Raw genomic sequence first — 17503 nt, 5'->3', positions numbered from 1 at the left:
CGCGACGCGCGCCATCAAATTGCGCCGTAGCGAGCGCGGCTTGGATGGAAGGCCGGGGGGCCCGTTACCCCATCTACAGCACCGGGACCGGCCTCAGCCTACCACTCCACACCAGCCCAGCGGCGTCCGAACACCGGTGGCTTGGTCTTCACCGCACGCCAGCCGAAAAAGTGGTGCTTGCCGGACCAGCTGTGAACCACCCCGCTGCAGATGCTGCACTTGAAGCTGCCGGCATGCGTCTCGCTGTGCTCTTCCCTTGTCGCGGTGTAGTTCATGCTGCAACCGCTGCAGGTGAATTCCTCGATCGTCCAGATGCTGTTGGCCATTGCACGGAATGTTTGTTGGGACCTCGATCCACGGTAGGCGCGGGCATTTGCATCGGCGTAAACCGGCCAAGGGAAATCCGGTTAATCGCCGTTAGCCAAACCGGGCCTCCGGGCGCGGGCATTGCAGGATTTTCCCAGCTCCGGCGAGCGCCGGTCAGTCCAAATCGCTCCGCCGACGGGTCCAAGCGCGCTCCTGATCCGGCAGCTAGATTTCACCTCGTCGCCTCAGTCGGAAGGCGGGCAAGTTGGGGGTGAGGTCATGGGGAAGAAACTGGTTTTGGCAGCTGCGCTGCTGTCGCTGGCGACGCCGGCATTTGCCGCGGATATCATCGCACCCGCGCCTGTCGTGAAGGCGCCGGTGGCGGCTGCGTTGTTCAGCTGGACCGGCTTCTACATCGGCGCGCATGGCGGCGGCGCCTGGAGCAAATGGACCGGCATCGACCCGACCGATCCGGCTGCCACCTGGAGTTCGGTCACGGCCGGCGGCGGCATCGTCGGCGGCCAGATCGGCGGCAACTACCAGATCAGCAATGTCGTGGTGGGCCTCGAGGGCACCGGCGCCTGGTCCAGCGTCACGTTGAACACCGGCGGTCCGTTCGGGGGCGGCGCCGGCTTCAACCTGTCGCTCAAGAACGACTATATCGCGACGGTTGCCGGCCGTTTCGGCGTCGCCTTCGACCGCGTGCTGCTCTACGCCAAGGGCGGCGCGGCCTTCACGCGCGACAGGTACAGCGCCAATAACGGACTTGCCGGCCCGCTCGCCGGCTCCGCCTCGGGCAGCTTCAACCGCACCGGCTGGCTCGCCGGCGGCGGCGTGGAATGGATGTTCATGCCGAACTGGTCGGTGAGGGCCGAGTACAACTACATGGGCTTCGGCGCGATCACCGAGCAGCCGGTGACGACAGGCAATCTGGCGGCGACACCGGCCAATGTGAAGCTGAACATCCAGACCGGAACGGTCGGCGTGAACTACCACTTCTAGCGGGGGGCTTGCTCTCGCGTCGTGGCAGTCCTGTGTGATGCGAGACACATCGCAGACGTCGTGCTCGACGTAGCGTCTCTCGTGCGCGGAGTAGCCGCGAATGACCACAACGAGAGAGAACTGCCATGAAGAAGTTCATCCTGCTGCTCGTCGCTACGGCGACGTTTGCGGTATCAATTGAACCATCGGCTCAAGCTCAGCCGCTGCACTCCTTTACGAACGGCCCTTTCGCCGCAAGCGCCGCACCAACGGGCAGCGTTGGCTCCTCGGGCGGAATTGGCGGGGGGCACTTCGGCGGCGCTCCAGCGACGAACGGAGGTGGTGGGCTCGGCAGTGGCCATTTCGGCAGCGCAGCTGCCATTGGCCCGCATTTTGGCGGTCCCGGCGGCGGGATTGCGACAGGTCCGAGGCCCGGCTTCGTTGGACGAGGCCCGTCGGTCGGTAGCCTGGCGGCGGCGGTGGTCGTTGGCGCTGCTATCGTGACCGGTGCGGCGATCATTGCAGCCGAGAGCCGGTAAGGGGCGCAGGCATTCCACTGCGACGGTCAGGGCAGCATTCTCGGATCATTTCAGCCGCCGCGCACCAGGGGGACGACGGGGCGGATTGGTCGTCTTGACGCGAGATGCGTGGCTGGCAATAACCCAAGGCCGCGCCAGCGCCGGAACCCGCCTCGATGCCGCAAGGAAGGTCGTGCCCGTGAAAAGCCTCCGTCAGCTCCTCACGGGAGAGGACATCATCCAGCTCGTAATCCGGCTCGGCCTGCTGGCCCTGCTGATCATCTGGACCCTCCTGATCATCCGCCCGTTCGTGCCGATCCTGGCCTGGAGCGGCGTGCTTGCGGTCGCGTTCTACCCGGCCTTCAGCTGGGTCGCCAAGATGCTCGGCGGCCGGCCCAAGACCGCGGCAGTTATCCTCACCCTGATCACGCTCGGCATTGTCCTCGGTCCGGCGACCTGGCTCGGCCTGAGCGCGGTGGACGGCGCGCGGGAGCTGGCGCACCAGCTCGGCACCGGCGATCTCGCGCTCCAGTCGGCGCCGGAGCAGATTAAGTCCTGGCCGGTTATCGGCCCAACGCTCTACGATCTCTGGGATCAGGCCTACAGCAACATTCGCGCGGTGCTGCGCGAGGTTGCGCCCTATCTCCAGCCGCTGGCAGGTCCACTGCTGTCGCTTGCAGGCGATGCCAGCCTCGGCACGCTCCAGTTTCTGGTCTCGGTGTTCGTCGCCGGCTTCCTGCTTCCGCACGGGCCGCGGCTGGTCGCCGCCGGCCGCGGCTTCCTGTTTCGCATCGTGCCCGAGCAGAGCGAGCATTTCCTGGGGCTCGCTGGTGCGACCATTCGCGCGGTGGCGCAGGGCGTGATCGGCGTCGCGATCGTGCAGGCGCTGCTCGCCGGCATCGGCTTCAAGCTGGCGGCTGTGCCGAGCGCCGGCCTGCTCGCCTTCATCGTGCTGCTGCTCTCGATCGTGCAGATCGGTGCCTTCCTCGTGCTGCTGCCTGTCATCGTCTGGATCTGGACCGCCAAGGACGTCACCACGGCGCTGCTGCTCACCGTGTTTCTCGTCCTCGTCGGCTTCCTCGACACCATGCTGAAGCCGCTGGTGATGGGGCGTGGCCTGACCACGCCGACCATCGTGATCTTTGTCGGCGTGATCGGCGGCACGCTCGCCCACGGCATCGTCGGCCTGTTCATCGGGCCGATCATCCTGTCGGTGGCCTGGGAGATGATGATGGCCTGGATCAGGACGGAGGACCGGGCGGGGGCGGGGGCAGGCTGAGCTCGCCTCGATGCCCGAACGGCGCGATCTGCCACCGGATCGCACGGCGTCCTGGCGGCAGCGTCCTGTGATCAGTTCGTGTGCCGAACTTGTCTATTCGACTAGACAAGTTACCATTGGCGCGATTCTGTTTTTCGATTACGGCAGCGATGGCGAAGTCTTCCAAGCTGGTTGCCGCCAAGCGCGGCAAGGTATTGTTGGTCAGACGTCGATCGGACGGCCTGTGGATGTTCCCGGGCGGCCGCAAGCGTGCGCGCGAGTCCGAGAAGGATTGCCTGCGGCGGGAGATCAAGGAGGAACTGCCCAAGCTGAAGCTCGGCAGGATCAGCCTCTGGAAGGAAGTGAAGGCCAGAAACAAGCGCTCTGGCCGCAAGATGAGTGACGCGATCTTCATCGCCAAGGGCGCCAAGGGCAGGCTGGCGATCGGCGACAAGAAGGAGATCGACCGCGCCGCCTGGCAGAAGCCGCGCGGTATCCGCCTGACGCCGACCTCGCGCTATATCCGCGACCGGCTGTTTCCGCGGAAGCGGCGGCGGTAAGTTAGTCCTCTCGTCCCACGGACCGGCCGCGCCCGGCGTACGACCTCGACCGGGTCGCACGCGGCTGTGGCGTGAGGATCCTTGCCGCTTCGGCCTCGTGCTGCTCCTTGCGGGCTTTGCGCGCGTTGCGCATCGCGCGCTTGATGAAGGGGTGCTGCGAGTCCTCGGCGAAGAACAGCACGACCTCGCAGCTCGGACATTGCCTGGAATAGCCGTCCTGCAATCGCCCGGCGCGATCGCGGAACACGCCCTTGCACCGCGTGCACTGAATCTGGACGAAACTCATGCGCGGACAACAATGACTGATGGAAATGGATCGTCAGCTGATCCCAAATGTCTGAAGAAAGCCTGAACGCTCCAGTGGATTGAACGGCAGGCTTGCTGCACCGGATGCGATGGGCTGAGCATGTTCGGAGAGCGGGCGACAAGCATCATCGGCCCCGCTGCGATGGGCGGCAGGCTGCGACGCCAGCGTTGATGTCGCCGCTATTGCCTGGCTGCCATCATTTCCAGGCAATGGTTGAGATAGGCGGTGCGATCCCTCGGCAGCACCTTCTCGAGATCCGCTTTCAGCGCGCATTCGCGCTGGCGGATCTGCTCCGCCCGCCGCTTCTCGGCCGCTTCGCGGTATTCGGGCGCAACCTTGCCCGGATCGACGAGTGGCTGCGAGTGGGCGGGAGCCGAGGCAAGGAGTGCGATGGCGGCGATGAAAATGACTGGTTTCAAAATGAGCCTCCGTAAAAGGGCTCATCCTAGCGCCCGGTTTCCAAAGGCTCAAACACCAAGTGCGATGAGTACGTGCGGCGAGGGCGACCGCCCCGGCGCCCGTCCAAGCCACGTCGTCTGCCAGCGGAGCTGGCATCGACGTGTGGACCGGTCAAATGAATCCCGTCACTTCGAGGCGTGGTCGATCTTGTGCCCCAGATGCCCGGTGTCGTGGTCGCGGCGCAACTGGCTCAGCGACGTCTCGTTCAGCTGGGCCAGGACCTCACTGAGCTCAGTCGTATCCGGATAGCCGGCCGCAAAGCCCTTTCCGTAGATCTTGCGCAACGTCCCGACCAGCGTGTTGCCGTGCTTCTTGCTGATTCCGCCATCCTTGTCGCGGTGGCGGCCGTCCAGGCCATGTTCCTTCATGCGTCTCTCCCGGTGCGGCGTCTTGAGCGCCTGGAGAGAGCGTGCTCCCAAATGAATGGATTGGCAACGGCATGCGCGCGGGAGTTGAGCGTCGGCGCGTGCCACCGCAAGAGCGTTCCGTCACGTCTCCATCGCTGAGCTGTGATGCCGCGTCAGATTGCGGCAGGGCGGCCGGCGCATCACATCGGCCGGAGCGGTGTTCGATTGGAGCTGGTACCATGCGCGTTGTTCTGACCTTGGGGCTGTTGCTTGTGCTGTGCACGGCTGCGAGTGCAGCGCCGGCGCATCGCACGCACGCACATCATCCGCACGATCCCGCGGTCGATCGCTCCGGCGTCGACGTAGACCCTCGGGCGCACTTCGCGGTCCCCGGCTGGAGCGATGAAGCAACGCAGCGGTGGCTCAACAACGCCTCATCCAATGTCGGGCGAGGGGGATAGCCGCCGCGGATCGGTTGCGGTCTCGACCAGCGACGGCGCCCCTCGGAGGCGCGGTCTGCGGCGGAGCGGCGGTCGGTCGCAGATCATGGAAAAATCGGCGAAGCCGTGTGAACCAGTTCACACGCGATCTCCGCGGTCGCTGCTATGAAGACCGCATTGCTTTACCGATTGATATTTTGAAAACGCCCCAGCGCTCCCTACCAGGCGCTGGGGTTTTTCATTGGGACCACGTTCAGGCGTTGCGAGGCGCGATCCGAATGGCGAAGGCGAGGCGGCTAGGCGGCCTGCTCTTCAAACGAGGTGTAGACCCGGCCAGTGGGATCGGTGATCTGGACGTCCCAGCAGCCGTCCTCGACGAGCTCTCTGGCCTTCTTGAGGGCGGCCGCGAGTGATGCCCGCTTCAGGCTGACGACGCCTGCCGTGTCGAAACCGCTGATTTCAAACATGCCGTTCCCTCCTGTTTTGCTGAATCTTACACCTTTTGAGGGAGTTGTCTCCCGGCTTTGTCGCGCTTCGAAGCGGGAGCCACAAGACTGGTTCCATCGCATGGACCCCGTATTCGGCCGGGGTGGCCGGGCCTGCCGGGCGGCGACGTCGCTAACGTGGAATTAAGCAGAAAAGCCCACAATTTTAGACAGTTGTGTAAGTGGGTGCTGCGTAGAGGAGGGCGTCGCGAGGACGTTCCGGCGACGGCTTCCTCTTGCTCGCTCACTTGAGGTCAATGCAGATGACCACGACATCCCAGGCAGAAGGCCTCGTCGAACAGCTCGACCCCGCAGCGCTCGCGCTCGCAGCTGCAGCAACCGAACCTGCCGCACCGGAAGCCGAAGTGCCGATCAAGCGGTCCAGCCGGACATCGGTTCTGGCCCTGTCGGTGTGTGCCCTGGCGATCAACGGCGCGGCGGCCATCTACACATTGCCGTCTGATTTTTTGCCGCTGAATGCCGGCAGCCTGGCTGAATTGCTTCCGCGCCGGGACGCTTCCGCGCCAAAACCGGATCCGGTGGTCGCCGCCCTGACGGATATTCAGTCGGCCCAGCAGCAACACACGGCTTCGCTGCAAGAGAACAACCAGGCATTGCAGCAAAATGCGGCGCTGCTGCAGCAGGATTCAATGGTGCTGCTGTCGCTGCGACAGAGCATTACGGACGAGCGGTTCGATGTGAAGAAGATATCGTCGCAGCTGTCGACGCTGATCGCGAAGGTCGACACGCTGCAAAGCGTAATGATGTCGGACGTCACGTCCTCCATCCGAAGAGCACATGCGCGCTATGGACTGTCCGCAGTGATGCGCAAGCGGATGGTTCGGCAGTCGAAAGCTGTCGGGCCTGTTTCGGTTGGGGGCGCGCCGCTGAGTGCGACGGCTGCGACGGCGGCTCCGGAGAGCTGAGGATAGGTCAGGCAAACCGCTGGAGATTATGTTCGCGTCAACTTGGCCGCGGGTTCACACTGGCGGGTTCTTTCCTCGTCCCGCCACAGGTCATCCTCGAAATGCCTGTCACGGGAATTACCGTGTCTCACTTACAGGGCGCAGTTCAGCACTGTCACGTAATTGCATCGGCGCCGCGCGCGCTGGCAGCACGAAGCTGACTTGCTCGATAGCCCCAACGAGGTGGTCAAGGACCACGCTAACAGCTTCATCTAGGGGCTGGCGGCGCTCTGGCCGGCGGATCGCAAGGCGACGACCGGCTTGCACATCGTCATCATGATGGACAGTGGTCAGCAACACGTTGTCGCGGGCCCTCACGATCTGTGCTCAATCGGGCCAGAGCCGGTACGGCAGATCGAGCACGATCCGTAGCAGAGCTAGTTCTTGTCCTATTCAGAGGAGCTATCCGTCAATGCCGCGGAGTTACAATTGCCGTTGGCATCGGTGGCTTTTCATCGCAGTCAATCGTCGAGCAAATTCGCCAAAGTTCTTCGCGTGTCAGTTTTTGCTCTCGCGTTTCGTTATAGTAAGAGTGGTACTCTCGCATCAATGCTCTTAGGTCCGGGCCGACTATGCCATCTATAAACCTCTCGAGCATTTCCTGACCGCTGAGAACGGGTTTTAGATGCTGAGCATCTTTGTGTTTGAGATATTCTCCTTTCGAACGAGTTGAATAATGGGCAGCGAGTTCGATGACATTCAAGGCGGAAACGAGTTCTTCCCTAACGTAGAGCCATTGTGCAGCTCTAAGAGTTTGTCCCTCGAGCTGCTGCTGTGTCTTTGCGAAATATCCCGCCAAACACAATTCTTGATCATGGTTTTTGGGGTCTTGAGAGACTGGGAGATCCGCTGGGACTGTATTTCGTACGAGGGCAAGGAGCAGATCTTTTTGAGAAACCACATACCGAGCGCAAGGCCGAATTGCCTGCTCGGCGTCGATGACACGCTCTACTTGAGCGAGAATGCCGTTAATGCCTACGGTTCGCGTATTATCATCAGCGCTGTGCCCGACGAGAAATGCGACGCAAGCGGCGATCACGGCAGACCCTAGAAGACTGACTGCTTCGGGTGCATAGGAATCTGCCGCAGTGCGTCGCAAATGGAAGACCAAGGCAATGAGGCACAATCCAAGAGCGATTGTCGCAAATTGCAGGTAAACTTCGATGTCTGAAAATTCTAGCTTCTTGATCCACCCGTCCATCGTTCCCAAGGTGAATCCAGAAACGGAAGCGAGGGTTGTCACCAGCGCCCACAGCGCAGTCGTGCAAAGTACGACGAGAAGAGTCTCGGTCGCACGCGAGTGTCTTATTGCTGTGGCGGAGGAACTAGCTCGGATTTCATGTTCTAGATCGGCATCAACTTTAGAAGTCGGCATATTCCCGTCGTCTCAAATGGGCAATGGCGCGTGGTCAGCTAATTAAGACTAGTTCGCATGGCGCAACTTCGGACTAAGGAAATCACGACCGGGCCGCGGTGAAAGTTCTTATTTGCCGCAACCGGAGGGCGAGTGCAAGCGAGAAGTGCGCCTATCGAGGTTTGACGCACGGGTCGACGGCATAGGCGCATTGTTCACCGGTTGTGATGAGACCGCCCGTTGGACCTTGATAGTTGACCGCTGCGACGGCGCCGCCGGTCATCACCACGTTGATATGACAGAAGCGTCGCGACCTCAAAGCTGCTTACGCGTTTGCAGAGATAGGGGATTTTCCAGCGATCTTGGAGTTGGCGTAAGCTATTGATTTATTTGGTGAGCGCGCTGGGGCTCGAACCCAGGACCCCGTGATTAAAAGTCACGTGCTCTACCGGCTGAGCTACGCGCTCCCATGGCCGCGGGATGGCTTCGAGAATGATCGCCATCGTCTTCGGACATTTGAGAAGCATGACTTGCCGCCACGCCCAACTGGCGTCGCGGGGAAAACCGGCTGTTTCCGGATCATGCTTTCGGCCCGCGCTGTGTAGGGGGAGTGGCTTCGGAGGTCAATAGTGCGGGTGGATGCCGAAACTGTTGGCAGGAGTGGGGATTTGCTTGGGGTCTCCGCAGCTTAAGGGGAGATGTTCGACTCGATTGGCGGCCGGCTATCCACGCCGAACAGCGCCAATGGCTGCCGGCGCGGAGGTCTTGCCCGCGCCGGGGGGCCGTCGGTCGTCAGTTTGCCTCCCGCCGCACCTCGCTCGGCACCGGCTGCGCCGTGCCGACCGGGGTCGGCAGCGCGACCGGGCGCAGGCCGATCAGCTCGGCGGTGCGGATTGCGCTGTCGCGCCAGAACTGGAACGAGTTGATGCGGCTGAGCTCGAGGATGGCGATGGCGACCGCGGCCAGGAACGGCAGGCTTTGCAGCACCAGCACGCCGGCGAAGATGTAGATCTCGGTGATCTGCTTGAAACTGTTGGAGGCAACCAGCACGCCGGCGCCGATCAGGAGCAGGGCGCCGATCACGGCCTCCCAGAACGCCTGGAACTCGATCGACATCCTCGACAGGCCGCCCTTGGAGGTGCGCGCAAATGCGATGTGCTCGGTGATGAGGCCCTGCGCCACCGCGCGCGACACCGTCCATTGCACGCTCATCGCGGCGATCATGGCGCCCAGCATCTGTCCGGGTTTGATCGCGACGCGCGCGCGGTACATCGACAGGAAGTGCGCGAGCGAGACGACGAAGGCGCCGATGATGGGCAGCGTCAAAATCTTGTCGGGGATGGCGATGTCGGCGAAGGCGACGATCGGCACCCAGACGAGGTTGAGCAGCGCCACGACCACGCCGAGGCTTTCGGCGCCCAGCCAGTTCAGCCAGCCCAGGCCATATTCGCGCTTCTGGTCGCGCGTCAGACGGCTCTTGCCGGGCAGGAAGTGCCGCCAGTGCTTCTTGACGATCTGGAGGCCGCCATAGGCCCAGCGGTGACGCTGCTTCTTGAAGGCCTCATAGGTGTCGGGGAGCAGGCCCTGGCCGTAGCGGTGGCGGGTGTAGTGGGTGGTCCAGCCAAGCTCCTGGATCGCAAGGCCGAGATCGGAATCCTCGCAGATCGTGTCGCTCGACCAGCCGCCGGCCATGTCCATCGCGGCGCGGCGGATCAGGCACATCGTGCCGTGCACGATGATGGCGCCGACCTCGTTGCGCTGGACCATGCCGATGTCGAAGAAGCCGGCATATTCGCCGTTCATGATGTAGTGCATGATCGACAGATCGCCGTCGCGATGCTCCTGCGGCGCCTGCACGAGGCCGACGCTGGGGTCGGCGAAAGCAGGCACGAGGTCCTTCAGCCAATCGGGATCGACGACATAGTCGGCATCGAGGATGCCGATGATCTCGGCATCGACGGCGGTGCGGTCCATGGCGATGCGCAGCGCGCCGGCCTTGAAGCCTTGCACCTTCTCGGCGTTGATGAACTTGAAGCGTTCACCGAGCGCGCGGCAATGGTCCTGGATCGGCTGCCAGAAGGCGGGATCCGGCGTGTTGTTGATGATGACCACGCATTCGTAGTTCGGATAGTTCAGCCGCGACAGCGCATCGAGCGTCTGCTTCAGCATCTCGACCGGCTCGAAATAAGCGGGGATGTGGATCGAGACTTTTGGGTAGTAATTTTCCGGAACGTTCTCGACCGGCTTGTCCTTGGACAGCAGCCGCTGCGGCGGCCGGCCGAGGGCGACGGCCGCGATCTCGTCGATGCGCGCCATCGCGATGAGGACCAGCGGAACAAGCAGGATCATGCCGAGCGTCAGCGCGAAGGCCGAGCCGAAGATGAAATAGTGCCCGTTCCAGAACGCGAACACGGTGGCGGCCCAGGCGCCGACGCCGTTGGCGGTCGCCGACAGCAGGAACGCCTGCCGCGCGGTCGGCTGCTCCAGCCGCAGGATCGGCAGCGACAAGAGGACGCCGACCAGGAGCGCGATCGTCATCAGCTTCCAGTAATCAGGATTCTCGACCGGGCCGGTCCATGCAAATTTCGGCTCGCGGCTGGCGTTGAGGATGCCCCAGTACGGACCGACGCCGCCTTCGAAGAATTTCCAGGGCTGATCGATCGCTTCGACGATGTTGTATTCCATGCCGATCGCTTCGGCGCGGCTGACGAAATTGCGCAGGGTCAGCGCCTGCTGGAACGGACCGGGGTCGGCATTGCGCAAGTTGTAGCCCTGGCTCGGCCAGCCGAACTCGGCGATCACGATGCGCTTGCCGGGGAACTGGTTGCGCAGCAGATTGTAGCGGTCTACGGCCTGGTCGACCGCCTGGTCCGAGCGGAAGTTTTCCCAATAGGGCAGCACATGGGCGGCGATGAAATCGACGTTGGAGCCGAGATCCGGATTGTCGCGCCAGATGTTCCAGATCTCGCCGGTCGTGACGGGCACGCGAACCGCGCCCTTCACCTTCTTGATCATCTCGATGAGGTCTTCGACCTTCTGCTCGCCGCGATAGATCACCTCGTTGCCGACCACGACGCCGTTGACGTTGCTGTTCTTGCGGGCGAGATCGATGGCGGCCTTGATCTCGCGCTCGTTGCGATCCTTGTCCTTGTCGATCCAGGCGCCGACGGTGACCTTGAGGCCGAACTCGGCCGCGATCGGTGGCACCAGTTCCACGCCGCCCGTCGACGAGTAGAGACGGATCGCGCGCGTCATGGTCGACAGCGTCTTCAGGTCGGCGCGGATTTTCTCCACGGTCGGGATGTTGTCGATGTCGGGGTGGGCCGAGCCTTCGAACGGCGCGTAGGAGACGCTCGGCAACAGGCCCTTGAAGTCGGGCGCAGGTTCCCTGTCGCGCATGACTCCCCAGATGCCCGCGTGGAGCGCGGTCACAAGCAACAGAACGGCGGCGACAACGCGCATCGCGGCTAAACCAAAAGGGGCTGAGGTGGCAGGGAAGCGGATCCGACCCCGAGATCCGACCGAGTCCGCGGCAACGGGAGCATACCTCTGCCGCGCAGTTTCTCAACTGTCATGGCCTCATGTCCTTATCAGGGCATGGCCTTTTTCGAAGAGCGCGCGGCAGTGCCAACTGTCTCTATGGCCGATCGTTCCTGAACGACAGCTGAAACGATCGCGACTATTTCGGGGGGGCGGGCGATGGGCTCGCCGCAGGCGAGGGGCTCGCGGCTGGCTGCGGGGCCGAATTGCCTGTCGTTGGCGCGGCCGGCTGGGAGGCGCTGGCTGCCGCCTGCTGCGGCTGGGAGGCCGGGTTGATCCAGCAAGCGTGCACACGGCTGTCCAGGGTCTCGGCGACCTTGGGGTCGATCTGGCCGCCGAAGCGGGTCAGGCAGCGGAACGCCGCCTGGATGTGGCCGCCGGGGCAGCCGAAGCGGTCGTAGAGGTCGAGATGGCGGAAGGCGGTATCGAGGTCATCCCGCCACATCAGCCGCACCACGCGCCGGCCGAGCCAGACGCACTCAGGATTACCGGCCGGGCCGTTGATGACCTGGGCAGCTTCGGCGAACTCGTCGGTGCGGCGCTGGTTCTGGGCGGCGTCCTTGGCAGCGGCGTCGGCGGGCTGGGCGGCGGCCTTGCCCTGGTCGGGGGCGGGCGTGCCGCTCTGCGCGGAGGCGCCGCTGATGCCGACCATGACGACCAGGGAGGAAACGGCCAAGGTGGCGGCGAACTGCCGCAAGACCGCATTTCGTAACTGACGCACCCGTTGCCGCATGAATTCCCCAATTTCTCCGCTGACCGCCCGCGTCAGGATCCCGCGGACGCGCTAGCTGATGGCGTCCAAATGGGTCTCCAATGCGGCGGAAAAGTCCCGCAAAATCCCATGACCTGTATTTCGAATTTTGTCCAGCAAAGTCACGATCCTAGGCCGCTGTCGAACGGCCGCAGGTAAATTGCTCAGGTAAATTCCCTGGGGGAGTGGGGGATCCACCCCGGAGTGCCCTCTTGGCAGACGGCGTGCGAGCAGGTAATCGACGGCACCTCGCGGAGGACGGAACCGATTTCACTTCGTACGCCATTGGCGCTTCTGCTTGTTTCACTGGGTGCGATTGCTGCCGTGTGGTGGTGGCTGGCCACGCCAATCACGCTCGCGCGCGCCCCGATCGATCCCGCCGACAAGGTTCAATGCGTCTCCTATGCGCCGTTCCGCGGTGAGCAGTCGCCGCTGAACGCATGGACCCATATCGAAGCCGACCAGATCGAGCAGGATTTGCGCCAGCTCAAGGAGATCACCGACTGCGTCCGCACCTATTCGATGGAGAACGGGCTCGACCAGGTTCCGGCGATCGCCGCCAGGATCGGCGGGCTCAAGGTGCTGCAGGGCATCTGGCTCTCCAGCAACCGCGCCAAGAATTTTGAGCAGGCCGCGCTCGCCGTCCGCCTCAGCAAGGACTTCCCCGGCATCATCACCGCGGTCATCGTCGGCAACGAGGTGCTGCTGCGCGGAGAGATGACGACCGCCGACCTCGTCTCCATCATCCGTTCGGTGAAGGCGCAGGTCAGCGTGCCCGTGACCTATGCCGATGTCTGGGAGTTCTGGCTGAAGAACCGCGAGGTCTACGACGCCGTCGACTTCGTCACGATCCATATCCTGCCTTACTGGGAGGATTTCCCGGTCAAGGCGAAGTTCGCCGCCGCCCATGTCGAGACGATCCGCGAGCGCATGGCGGCGGCGTTTCCGGGCAAGGAAATCCTGATCGGCGAAACCGGCTGGCCGAGCGAAGGCCGCATGCGCGAGGGCGCGCTGCCGTCGCGCACCAACCAGGCCCGCGTCGTCTCCGAAATCCTGAGCCTGGCGAAGGCGCAAAAATTCCGCGTCAATTTGATCGAGTCCTACGACCAGCCGTGGAAGCGCAAGCTGGAAGGCACGGTCGGCGGCTATTGGGGTCTCTACGACTCGGTGCGGCGGAACCTGAAATATCCGCCGGGCGAGCCGATCAGCAATTTCCCGTACTGGAAATGGTACATGGGCGCGGGCATGGGCTTGTGCGTGCTGGTGTTCGCGGTGGCGCTGATCACGCTGCGGCGCAGGCCCTGGACGCCGCGTTTCTCGGCCTGGCTCGGGGTCGCCATCTCGGCAACGACGGCGGGGAGCCTGCTCGGGATCGGCGCCGACAAGATGTACTATGAGAGCTATGGCTGGGCTGGCTGGCTGCACTGGGGCGCGCTGCTGCTTGCCGGCATCCTGTCGCCGATCTTGTGCGCGCAGGCGATGGTGATCGGCCGGAGTCTGCCGACCTTCCTCGATCTGCTCGGTCCGCGCGAGGGACGGAAATGGTCGAAGCTCACGGCCGTGCTCGGCCTGACGCTGGCGGTGGCCGCGGTGATCGCGGCGCAGACCGCGCTCGCCTTCGTGTTCGACCCGCGCTACCACGACTTCCCCTACGCCTCGCTGACGATGGCGGTGGTGCCGTTCGCTCTTCTGATGCTGAACCGGCCGCAGATCGGCCAGCGTCCGATCGCGGAGGCGGTGTTCGCGGGCGTGCTTGCGATGTCGGCGGTCTATGTGTTCTTCAACGAGGGCCGCGAGAACTGGCAGTCGCTGTGGACCTGCGCGATGTATCTGCTGTTCGCGCTCACGCTGTGGCGGGCGCGGGCCGAGCAAAGCCAAGAATGAGCAGGCCGATCGCAAGGCCCGACAGCACGACATTGTAGAGCACGATGCCGAGGCCGGCGGCGGCGATGCCGACGGTCAGCAGCACGATCGACGGCCGCATCAGGTTCAGCGTCGCTACTACCAGAGCGACGATGCCGAACACCGAATTCTTGAACAGCACGGTCGTGACCGAACGCGCCTTGCAGATCAGCGTCTGCAGGCCGGCGTCGCAGGCGAGTCCGACGGTCGAGAGTTCGATGCCGAGATAGCGCAGATAGGTCGCATAGCCGACGGATGCGAAGCCGACGACGATCAGGAACTGCACCTGGTAGGGCGTGAGGCGGAAGGGTTTTTTTGTCATGGCCGCAATATGGTCGGGATGACGGGAGGGGGCAACAGGGGAGGTGGATAATTCCGTGAGCGCACCGAAAGGCGTTCAGCTGATGCGCTGATGGATGAGAGGCGCTCCGAATCGGCTATCGCCTGAAGAACGACGACAGCGTCGATCCCGCAGACGCCGTTTCCGGCTTTGCTGGTGCTGCCGGCGGCGGCGCCGGGGTGGGTGCGGGCTCCTCGCGCTTCGATGAGCGTTTGGAGTAGTTGCGGCGATGCTTGTCGGGCTTGGCGGCGGGGGCGGGCGGCGGAGCGGTCTCGGCCTGCGGCGCCGCGTCCTGGTTCTTCTCGGAGCTCTTCTCCAAAACCCTGTCCTGACTCTTTTCCGAGCCGCCGCGCAGCGACAGGCGCTGGCCGTCGAACACCGTGGTCTCGCAATGGCGCTCATTCTCGGCGAGGCCAGCGCAGAGCTTTGCTGCTGCGGCGGCATTGACGAGAGGACCGGCGCCAAGACGCAGCTGCATGCCGGGGCCGGTGGCGCCTTCCTTGATCATGATGATCGGCCGCAGCGCGGCGATCTCCGGATTGGATTTGGTCACGCCGCGCCAGAGCGCGCGCAGGCCGTCGATCGAGTTGGCGCCGCCGAGGTCGATCGCAAAGCGTGTCTGCTGGACCGCGATTGACGGGGCTTCGCTCTCGGCTGCCTCCGGCGGCTTGGCTGATGCTGCGGCGACTTCGGTCGGGGCGGGCGCCGGCTCCGGCTTCTTCTCGGCGGCCTTCTCGCTGGTCTCGGGCTGAACCAGTTTCGAGGCGGCGGGATCGGGGGGCGCCATGATCGACTTGGACGCGACCAGCGGAAGCATCGGCGGTGCCGGTGTCGTCGCCGGCGGCTGCGATACCAGCGAGGCGGCAGAAGCGCTCTGCGGCGGCGGGCCCGGCGGCTCCTTTGGAGCGTCCTTCGCGATGTCTTTTGTGGGCTCTTTCGCCTGTTCCTTTGCGGTGGCCGCGCGCGGCTTGTCGCCGGATGGCGTCGGCATCGAGGCAACCGGCCCGACACTGGGCGCTGTCGCAATGGGCGGCGCCTCAAGTGGTGGCGTGTCCTGCGGCTTTGCGATCTGCTTGGCGATGGCACCGGTGACCGAATCGAGCCCTTGCTCGAGAACGGTGACGCGCGAATAGAGCCGGTCGCGATCGGTGTTCAGCGTCTCGACGGCGGCGGCGAGGCGGCGTGCCTCGTTCTGGCTTTCCCTGGTCAGCAGCTGCAACCGGTCGGCCTGGCGCGCGAGATCGGCGGAGGCGACCTGGTCACGGTGCCAGCCGAGCTGGGCCTGGTTGGCCATCACCGCGAGCACGACGGCGCCGACGGCCGTGAGGCCCCACGTGCCAAGCCGCCACATCATGCGGCGATCAAACGTGCTCTCCTCGGCCAAAAGTCCGGAGAACAGCCCGCCCGTCTCCTTGTCGCCGAAGGCATCCGCCAGTGGGTCGGAATCCTTTGCCATGAACGTTAAGTGCCCAGCCCCTGTCCGGCTTCCCCCGAATCAATCAAGGAACATTAGCAGTAAAAGTGCGTCGCACTTGAATTCCGGGCGTTTGCGGGGGTAGCAAGGCGGCAAGCATGAGGGCGGCCTGCCGCCTGCCGCACCAATTGATTCGGCCGTATCTGACAGGATTTCAATGACCGCCCGTTCCAGCCTCACGATCGTGCTCGCCGCCGGCGAAGGCACGCGGATGCGATCGAGCCTGCCGAAGGTGTTGCATCCCGTGGCTCACCAGACGCTGCTCGCCCACGTGCTTGCCGCTGCCCCGAAGGGAACCGGCACGTCGCTCGCGGTCGTGATCGGCCCGGATCATCAGGCGGTGGCCGATGAAGCGAAGCGCATCCGTCCGGACGCGCTGACCTTCGTGCAGGCAGAGCGGCTCGGCACTGCGCATGCCGTGCTGGCGGCGCGTGAGGCGATCGCGCGCGGTGTGGACGATCTCTTGATCGCGTTCGGCGACACGCCGCTGATTTCGGCCGAGACCTTAGCGCGGCTGCGCGCGCCGCTCGCCAAGGGCGCTGCGATCGCCGCGCTCGGTTTTCGCGCCGCCGATCCAACTGGCTATGGCCGCTTCATCGTCGAGGGCGACCGCCTGGTCGCGATCCGCGAGCAGGCCGATGCCAGCACTGAGGAGCGCAAGATCAGCCTGTGCAATGCCGGCGTGATGGCGATCGACGGGCGCCGCGCGCTTGCGATCCTCGACAAGATCGGCAACGCCAATTCCAAGGGCGAATATTATCTGACCGATGCGGTCGGCATTGCCCGCGAGCAGGGATGGGAGTCTGTGGTGATCGAGACCAGCGAGGACGAGGTGCGCGGCATCAACACCAAGGCGCAGCTTGCGGAAGCAGAAGCCGTGATGCAGGCGCGCTTGCGGAAAGCGGCGATGGAAGCCGGCGTGACGCTGATCGCGCCGGAGACCGTTTATCTGTCCGCCGACACATTGTTCGGCAAGGACGTCACCATCGAGCCGTTCGTGGTGATCGGTCCCGGCGTCTCGATCGCCGACGGCACGGTGATCCATTCCTTCTCGCACATCGTCGAGACCAGGCTCGGCAAGAACGTCTCGATCGGTCCCTATGCGCGGCTGCGGCCCGGCACCTCGCTCGGCGACGGCGCGCGGATCGGCAATTTCGTCGAGACCAAGGCGGCGACGCTGGAGGCCGGCGTCAAGGTCAACCATCTCTCCTACATTGGCGATGCCACCGTCGGCGCCAATTCCAACATCGGCGCCGGCACCATCACCTGCAACTACGACGGCTTCAAGAAGCACAAGACCATCATCGGGCAGGGCGCCTTCGTCGGCACCAACTCCTCGCTGGTCGCGCCGGTGAAGATCGGCAACGGCGCCTATATCGGCTCGGGCTCGGTGATCACGCGTGACGTGCCTGATGACGCCATGGCGCTGGAGCGCAACCAGCAGACCATCAGGGAAGGCGGCGCGGCGCGCTATCGCGAGATGAAGACGGGCGGCAAGAAGACTGAGAAGTGAGCG

General features: G+C 64.0%; 17 protein-coding genes and 1 tRNA gene. 7 read left to right on the top strand and 11 right to left on the bottom strand.

All coding sequences use genetic code 11. The features are described from left to right. Positions 1–98: 98 nt before the first annotated feature. Positions 99–326 (bottom strand): hypothetical protein, encoded by a 228-nt coding sequence (locus tag AC1RR3_RS28280; protein WP_492826798.1) that lies wholly within the window; start codon positions 324–326, stop codon positions 99–101. Positions 327–585: 259 nt separating this feature from the next. Between AC1RR3_RS28280 and AC1RR3_RS28275 the strand changes: the two genes are divergently transcribed. The 4 genes from AC1RR3_RS28275 (at position 586) to AC1RR3_RS28260 (ending at position 3623) form a co-directional block, all read left to right on the top strand. Further along, positions 586–1308, top strand: coding sequence for an outer membrane protein (locus tag AC1RR3_RS28275; protein ID WP_492826796.1), 723 nt, complete (start codon positions 586–588; stop codon positions 1306–1308). A gap of 125 nt (positions 1309–1433) precedes the next feature. Next, positions 1434–1826 carry a hypothetical protein gene (locus AC1RR3_RS28270; protein ID WP_492826795.1) on the top strand — a complete coding sequence of 131 codons (393 nt, stop codon included), beginning with the start codon at positions 1434–1436 and terminating at the stop codon, positions 1824–1826. Between the two features lie 178 nt (positions 1827–2004). Next, positions 2005–3084, top strand: a complete 1080-nt coding sequence (locus AC1RR3_RS28265) for an AI-2E family transporter (protein ID WP_492826793.1) — start codon at positions 2005–2007, stop codon at positions 3082–3084. A gap of 149 nt (positions 3085–3233) precedes the next feature. Next, positions 3234–3623, top strand: coding sequence for an NUDIX hydrolase (locus tag AC1RR3_RS28260; RefSeq protein ID WP_492826792.1), 390 nt, complete (start codon positions 3234–3236; stop codon positions 3621–3623). Position 3624: 1 nt separating this feature from the next. Here AC1RR3_RS28260 and AC1RR3_RS28255 read toward each other — a convergent pair whose 3' ends face one another. The 4 genes from AC1RR3_RS28255 to AC1RR3_RS28240 form a co-directional block, all read right to left on the bottom strand. Beyond that, positions 3625–3909, bottom strand: a complete 285-nt coding sequence (locus AC1RR3_RS28255; RefSeq protein ID WP_492826790.1) for a hypothetical protein — start codon at positions 3907–3909, stop codon at positions 3625–3627. Positions 3910–4109: 200 nt separating this feature from the next. Continuing rightward, positions 4110–4349 carry a hypothetical protein gene (locus AC1RR3_RS28250; RefSeq protein ID WP_492826788.1) on the bottom strand — a complete coding sequence of 80 codons (240 nt, stop codon included), beginning with the start codon at positions 4347–4349 and terminating at the stop codon, positions 4110–4112. 165 nt (positions 4350–4514) lie between these two features. Further along, complete coding sequence (locus AC1RR3_RS28245; RefSeq protein WP_492826787.1) at positions 4515–4757, bottom strand: hypothetical protein; 243 nt, start codon at positions 4755–4757, stop codon at positions 4515–4517. Between the two features lie 715 nt (positions 4758–5472). Beyond that, positions 5473–5643 (bottom strand): hypothetical protein, encoded by a 171-nt coding sequence (locus AC1RR3_RS28240; protein ID WP_492826785.1) that lies wholly within the window; start codon positions 5641–5643, stop codon positions 5473–5475. 275 nt (positions 5644–5918) lie between these two features. On the opposite strand from AC1RR3_RS28240, the gene AC1RR3_RS28235 reads away from it, so the two are divergent. Next, positions 5919–6587 carry a hypothetical protein gene (locus tag AC1RR3_RS28235; protein ID WP_492826783.1) on the top strand — a complete coding sequence of 223 codons (669 nt, stop codon included), beginning with the start codon at positions 5919–5921 and terminating at the stop codon, positions 6585–6587. 448 nt (positions 6588–7035) lie between these two features. On the opposite strand, the gene AC1RR3_RS28230 is transcribed toward AC1RR3_RS28235, so the two are convergent. The 4 genes from AC1RR3_RS28230 to AC1RR3_RS28215 form a co-directional block, all read right to left on the bottom strand. Then, on the bottom strand, positions 7036–8001 hold the full coding sequence (locus tag AC1RR3_RS28230) for a succinate dehydrogenase/fumarate reductase transmembrane subunit (protein ID WP_492826781.1): 966 nt from the start codon (positions 7999–8001) through the stop codon (positions 7036–7038). A gap of 370 nt (positions 8002–8371) precedes the next feature. After that, positions 8372–8447: transfer RNA gene (locus AC1RR3_RS28225), tRNA-Lys, on the bottom strand. Between the two features lie 325 nt (positions 8448–8772). Beyond that, a complete protein-coding gene (locus AC1RR3_RS28220) occupies positions 8773–11442 on the bottom strand; it encodes a glycosyltransferase (protein ID WP_492826780.1) in 2670 nt (889 codons plus the stop codon). 217 nt (positions 11443–11659) lie between these two features. Next, complete coding sequence (locus AC1RR3_RS28215) at positions 11660–12253, bottom strand: beta-1-3, beta-1-6-glucan biosynthesis protein (protein ID WP_492826779.1); 594 nt, start codon at positions 12251–12253, stop codon at positions 11660–11662. Positions 12254–12595: 342 nt separating this feature from the next. Between AC1RR3_RS28215 and AC1RR3_RS28210 the strand changes: the two genes are divergently transcribed. Then, positions 12596–14155 carry a glycoside hydrolase family 17 protein gene (locus AC1RR3_RS28210; RefSeq protein ID WP_492826778.1) on the top strand — a complete coding sequence of 520 codons (1560 nt, stop codon included), beginning with the start codon at positions 12596–12598 and terminating at the stop codon, positions 14153–14155. On the opposite strand, the gene AC1RR3_RS28205 is transcribed toward AC1RR3_RS28210, so the two are convergent. Further along, on the bottom strand, positions 14115–14495 hold the full coding sequence (locus AC1RR3_RS28205) for a hypothetical protein (protein ID WP_492826776.1): 381 nt from the start codon (positions 14493–14495) through the stop codon (positions 14115–14117). The two genes, AC1RR3_RS28210 and AC1RR3_RS28205, sit on opposite strands and share 41 nt — an antisense overlap. 115 nt (positions 14496–14610) lie before the next feature. Next, complete coding sequence (locus AC1RR3_RS28200) at positions 14611–15969, bottom strand: hypothetical protein (protein WP_492826774.1); 1359 nt, start codon at positions 15967–15969, stop codon at positions 14611–14613. A 175-nt stretch (positions 15970–16144) separates the two neighbouring features. Here AC1RR3_RS28200 and glmU point away from each other — a divergent pair, with 175 nt between their 5' ends. Next, positions 16145–17500: a bifunctional UDP-N-acetylglucosamine diphosphorylase/glucosamine-1-phosphate N-acetyltransferase GlmU gene (glmU, locus tag AC1RR3_RS28195; RefSeq protein ID WP_492826772.1), complete on the top strand. Its 1356-nt coding sequence runs from the start codon at positions 16145–16147 to the stop codon at positions 17498–17500. Positions 17501–17503: the final 3 nt, after the last annotated feature.

Source organism: Bradyrhizobium sp. GW821-FHT13H05 (genome assembly GCF_058804065.1).
Note: the sequence above shows the minus strand (reverse complement) of the source record. Positions and strands in the feature narration are given on the sequence as shown.

Bases quoted from the DNA above. Each gene is read 5' to 3' on its own strand.
- AC1RR3_RS28280 (WP_492826798.1), bottom strand. From the start codon at position 326: ATGGCCAACAGCATCTGGACGATCGAGGAATTCACCTGCAGCGGTTGC.
- AC1RR3_RS28275 (WP_492826796.1), top strand. From the start codon at position 586: ATGGGGAAGAAACTGGTTTTGGCAGCTGCGCTGCTGTCGCTGGCGACG.
- AC1RR3_RS28270 (WP_492826795.1), top strand. From the start codon at position 1,434: ATGAAGAAGTTCATCCTGCTGCTCGTCGCTACGGCGACGTTTGCGGTA.
- AC1RR3_RS28260 (WP_492826792.1), top strand. From the start codon at position 3,234: ATGGCGAAGTCTTCCAAGCTGGTTGCCGCCAAGCGCGGCAAGGTATTG.
- AC1RR3_RS28255 (WP_492826790.1), bottom strand. From the start codon at position 3,909: ATGAGTTTCGTCCAGATTCAGTGCACGCGGTGCAAGGGCGTGTTCCGC.
- AC1RR3_RS28245 (WP_492826787.1), bottom strand. From the start codon at position 4,757: ATGAAGGAACATGGCCTGGACGGCCGCCACCGCGACAAGGATGGCGGA.
- AC1RR3_RS28240 (WP_492826785.1), bottom strand. From the start codon at position 5,643: ATGTTTGAAATCAGCGGTTTCGACACGGCAGGCGTCGTCAGCCTGAAG.
- AC1RR3_RS28235 (WP_492826783.1), top strand. From the start codon at position 5,919: ATGCAGATGACCACGACATCCCAGGCAGAAGGCCTCGTCGAACAGCTC.
- AC1RR3_RS28230 (WP_492826781.1), bottom strand. From the start codon at position 8,001: ATGCCGACTTCTAAAGTTGATGCCGATCTAGAACATGAAATCCGAGCT.
- AC1RR3_RS28220 (WP_492826780.1), bottom strand. From the start codon at position 11,442: ATGCGCGTTGTCGCCGCCGTTCTGTTGCTTGTGACCGCGCTCCACGCG.
- AC1RR3_RS28215 (WP_492826779.1), bottom strand. From the start codon at position 12,253: ATGCGGCAACGGGTGCGTCAGTTACGAAATGCGGTCTTGCGGCAGTTC.
- AC1RR3_RS28205 (WP_492826776.1), bottom strand. From the start codon at position 14,495: ATGACAAAAAAACCCTTCCGCCTCACGCCCTACCAGGTGCAGTTCCTG.
- AC1RR3_RS28200 (WP_492826774.1), bottom strand. From the start codon at position 15,969: ATGGCAAAGGATTCCGACCCACTGGCGGATGCCTTCGGCGACAAGGAG.
- glmU (WP_492826772.1), top strand. From the start codon at position 16,145: ATGACCGCCCGTTCCAGCCTCACGATCGTGCTCGCCGCCGGCGAAGGC.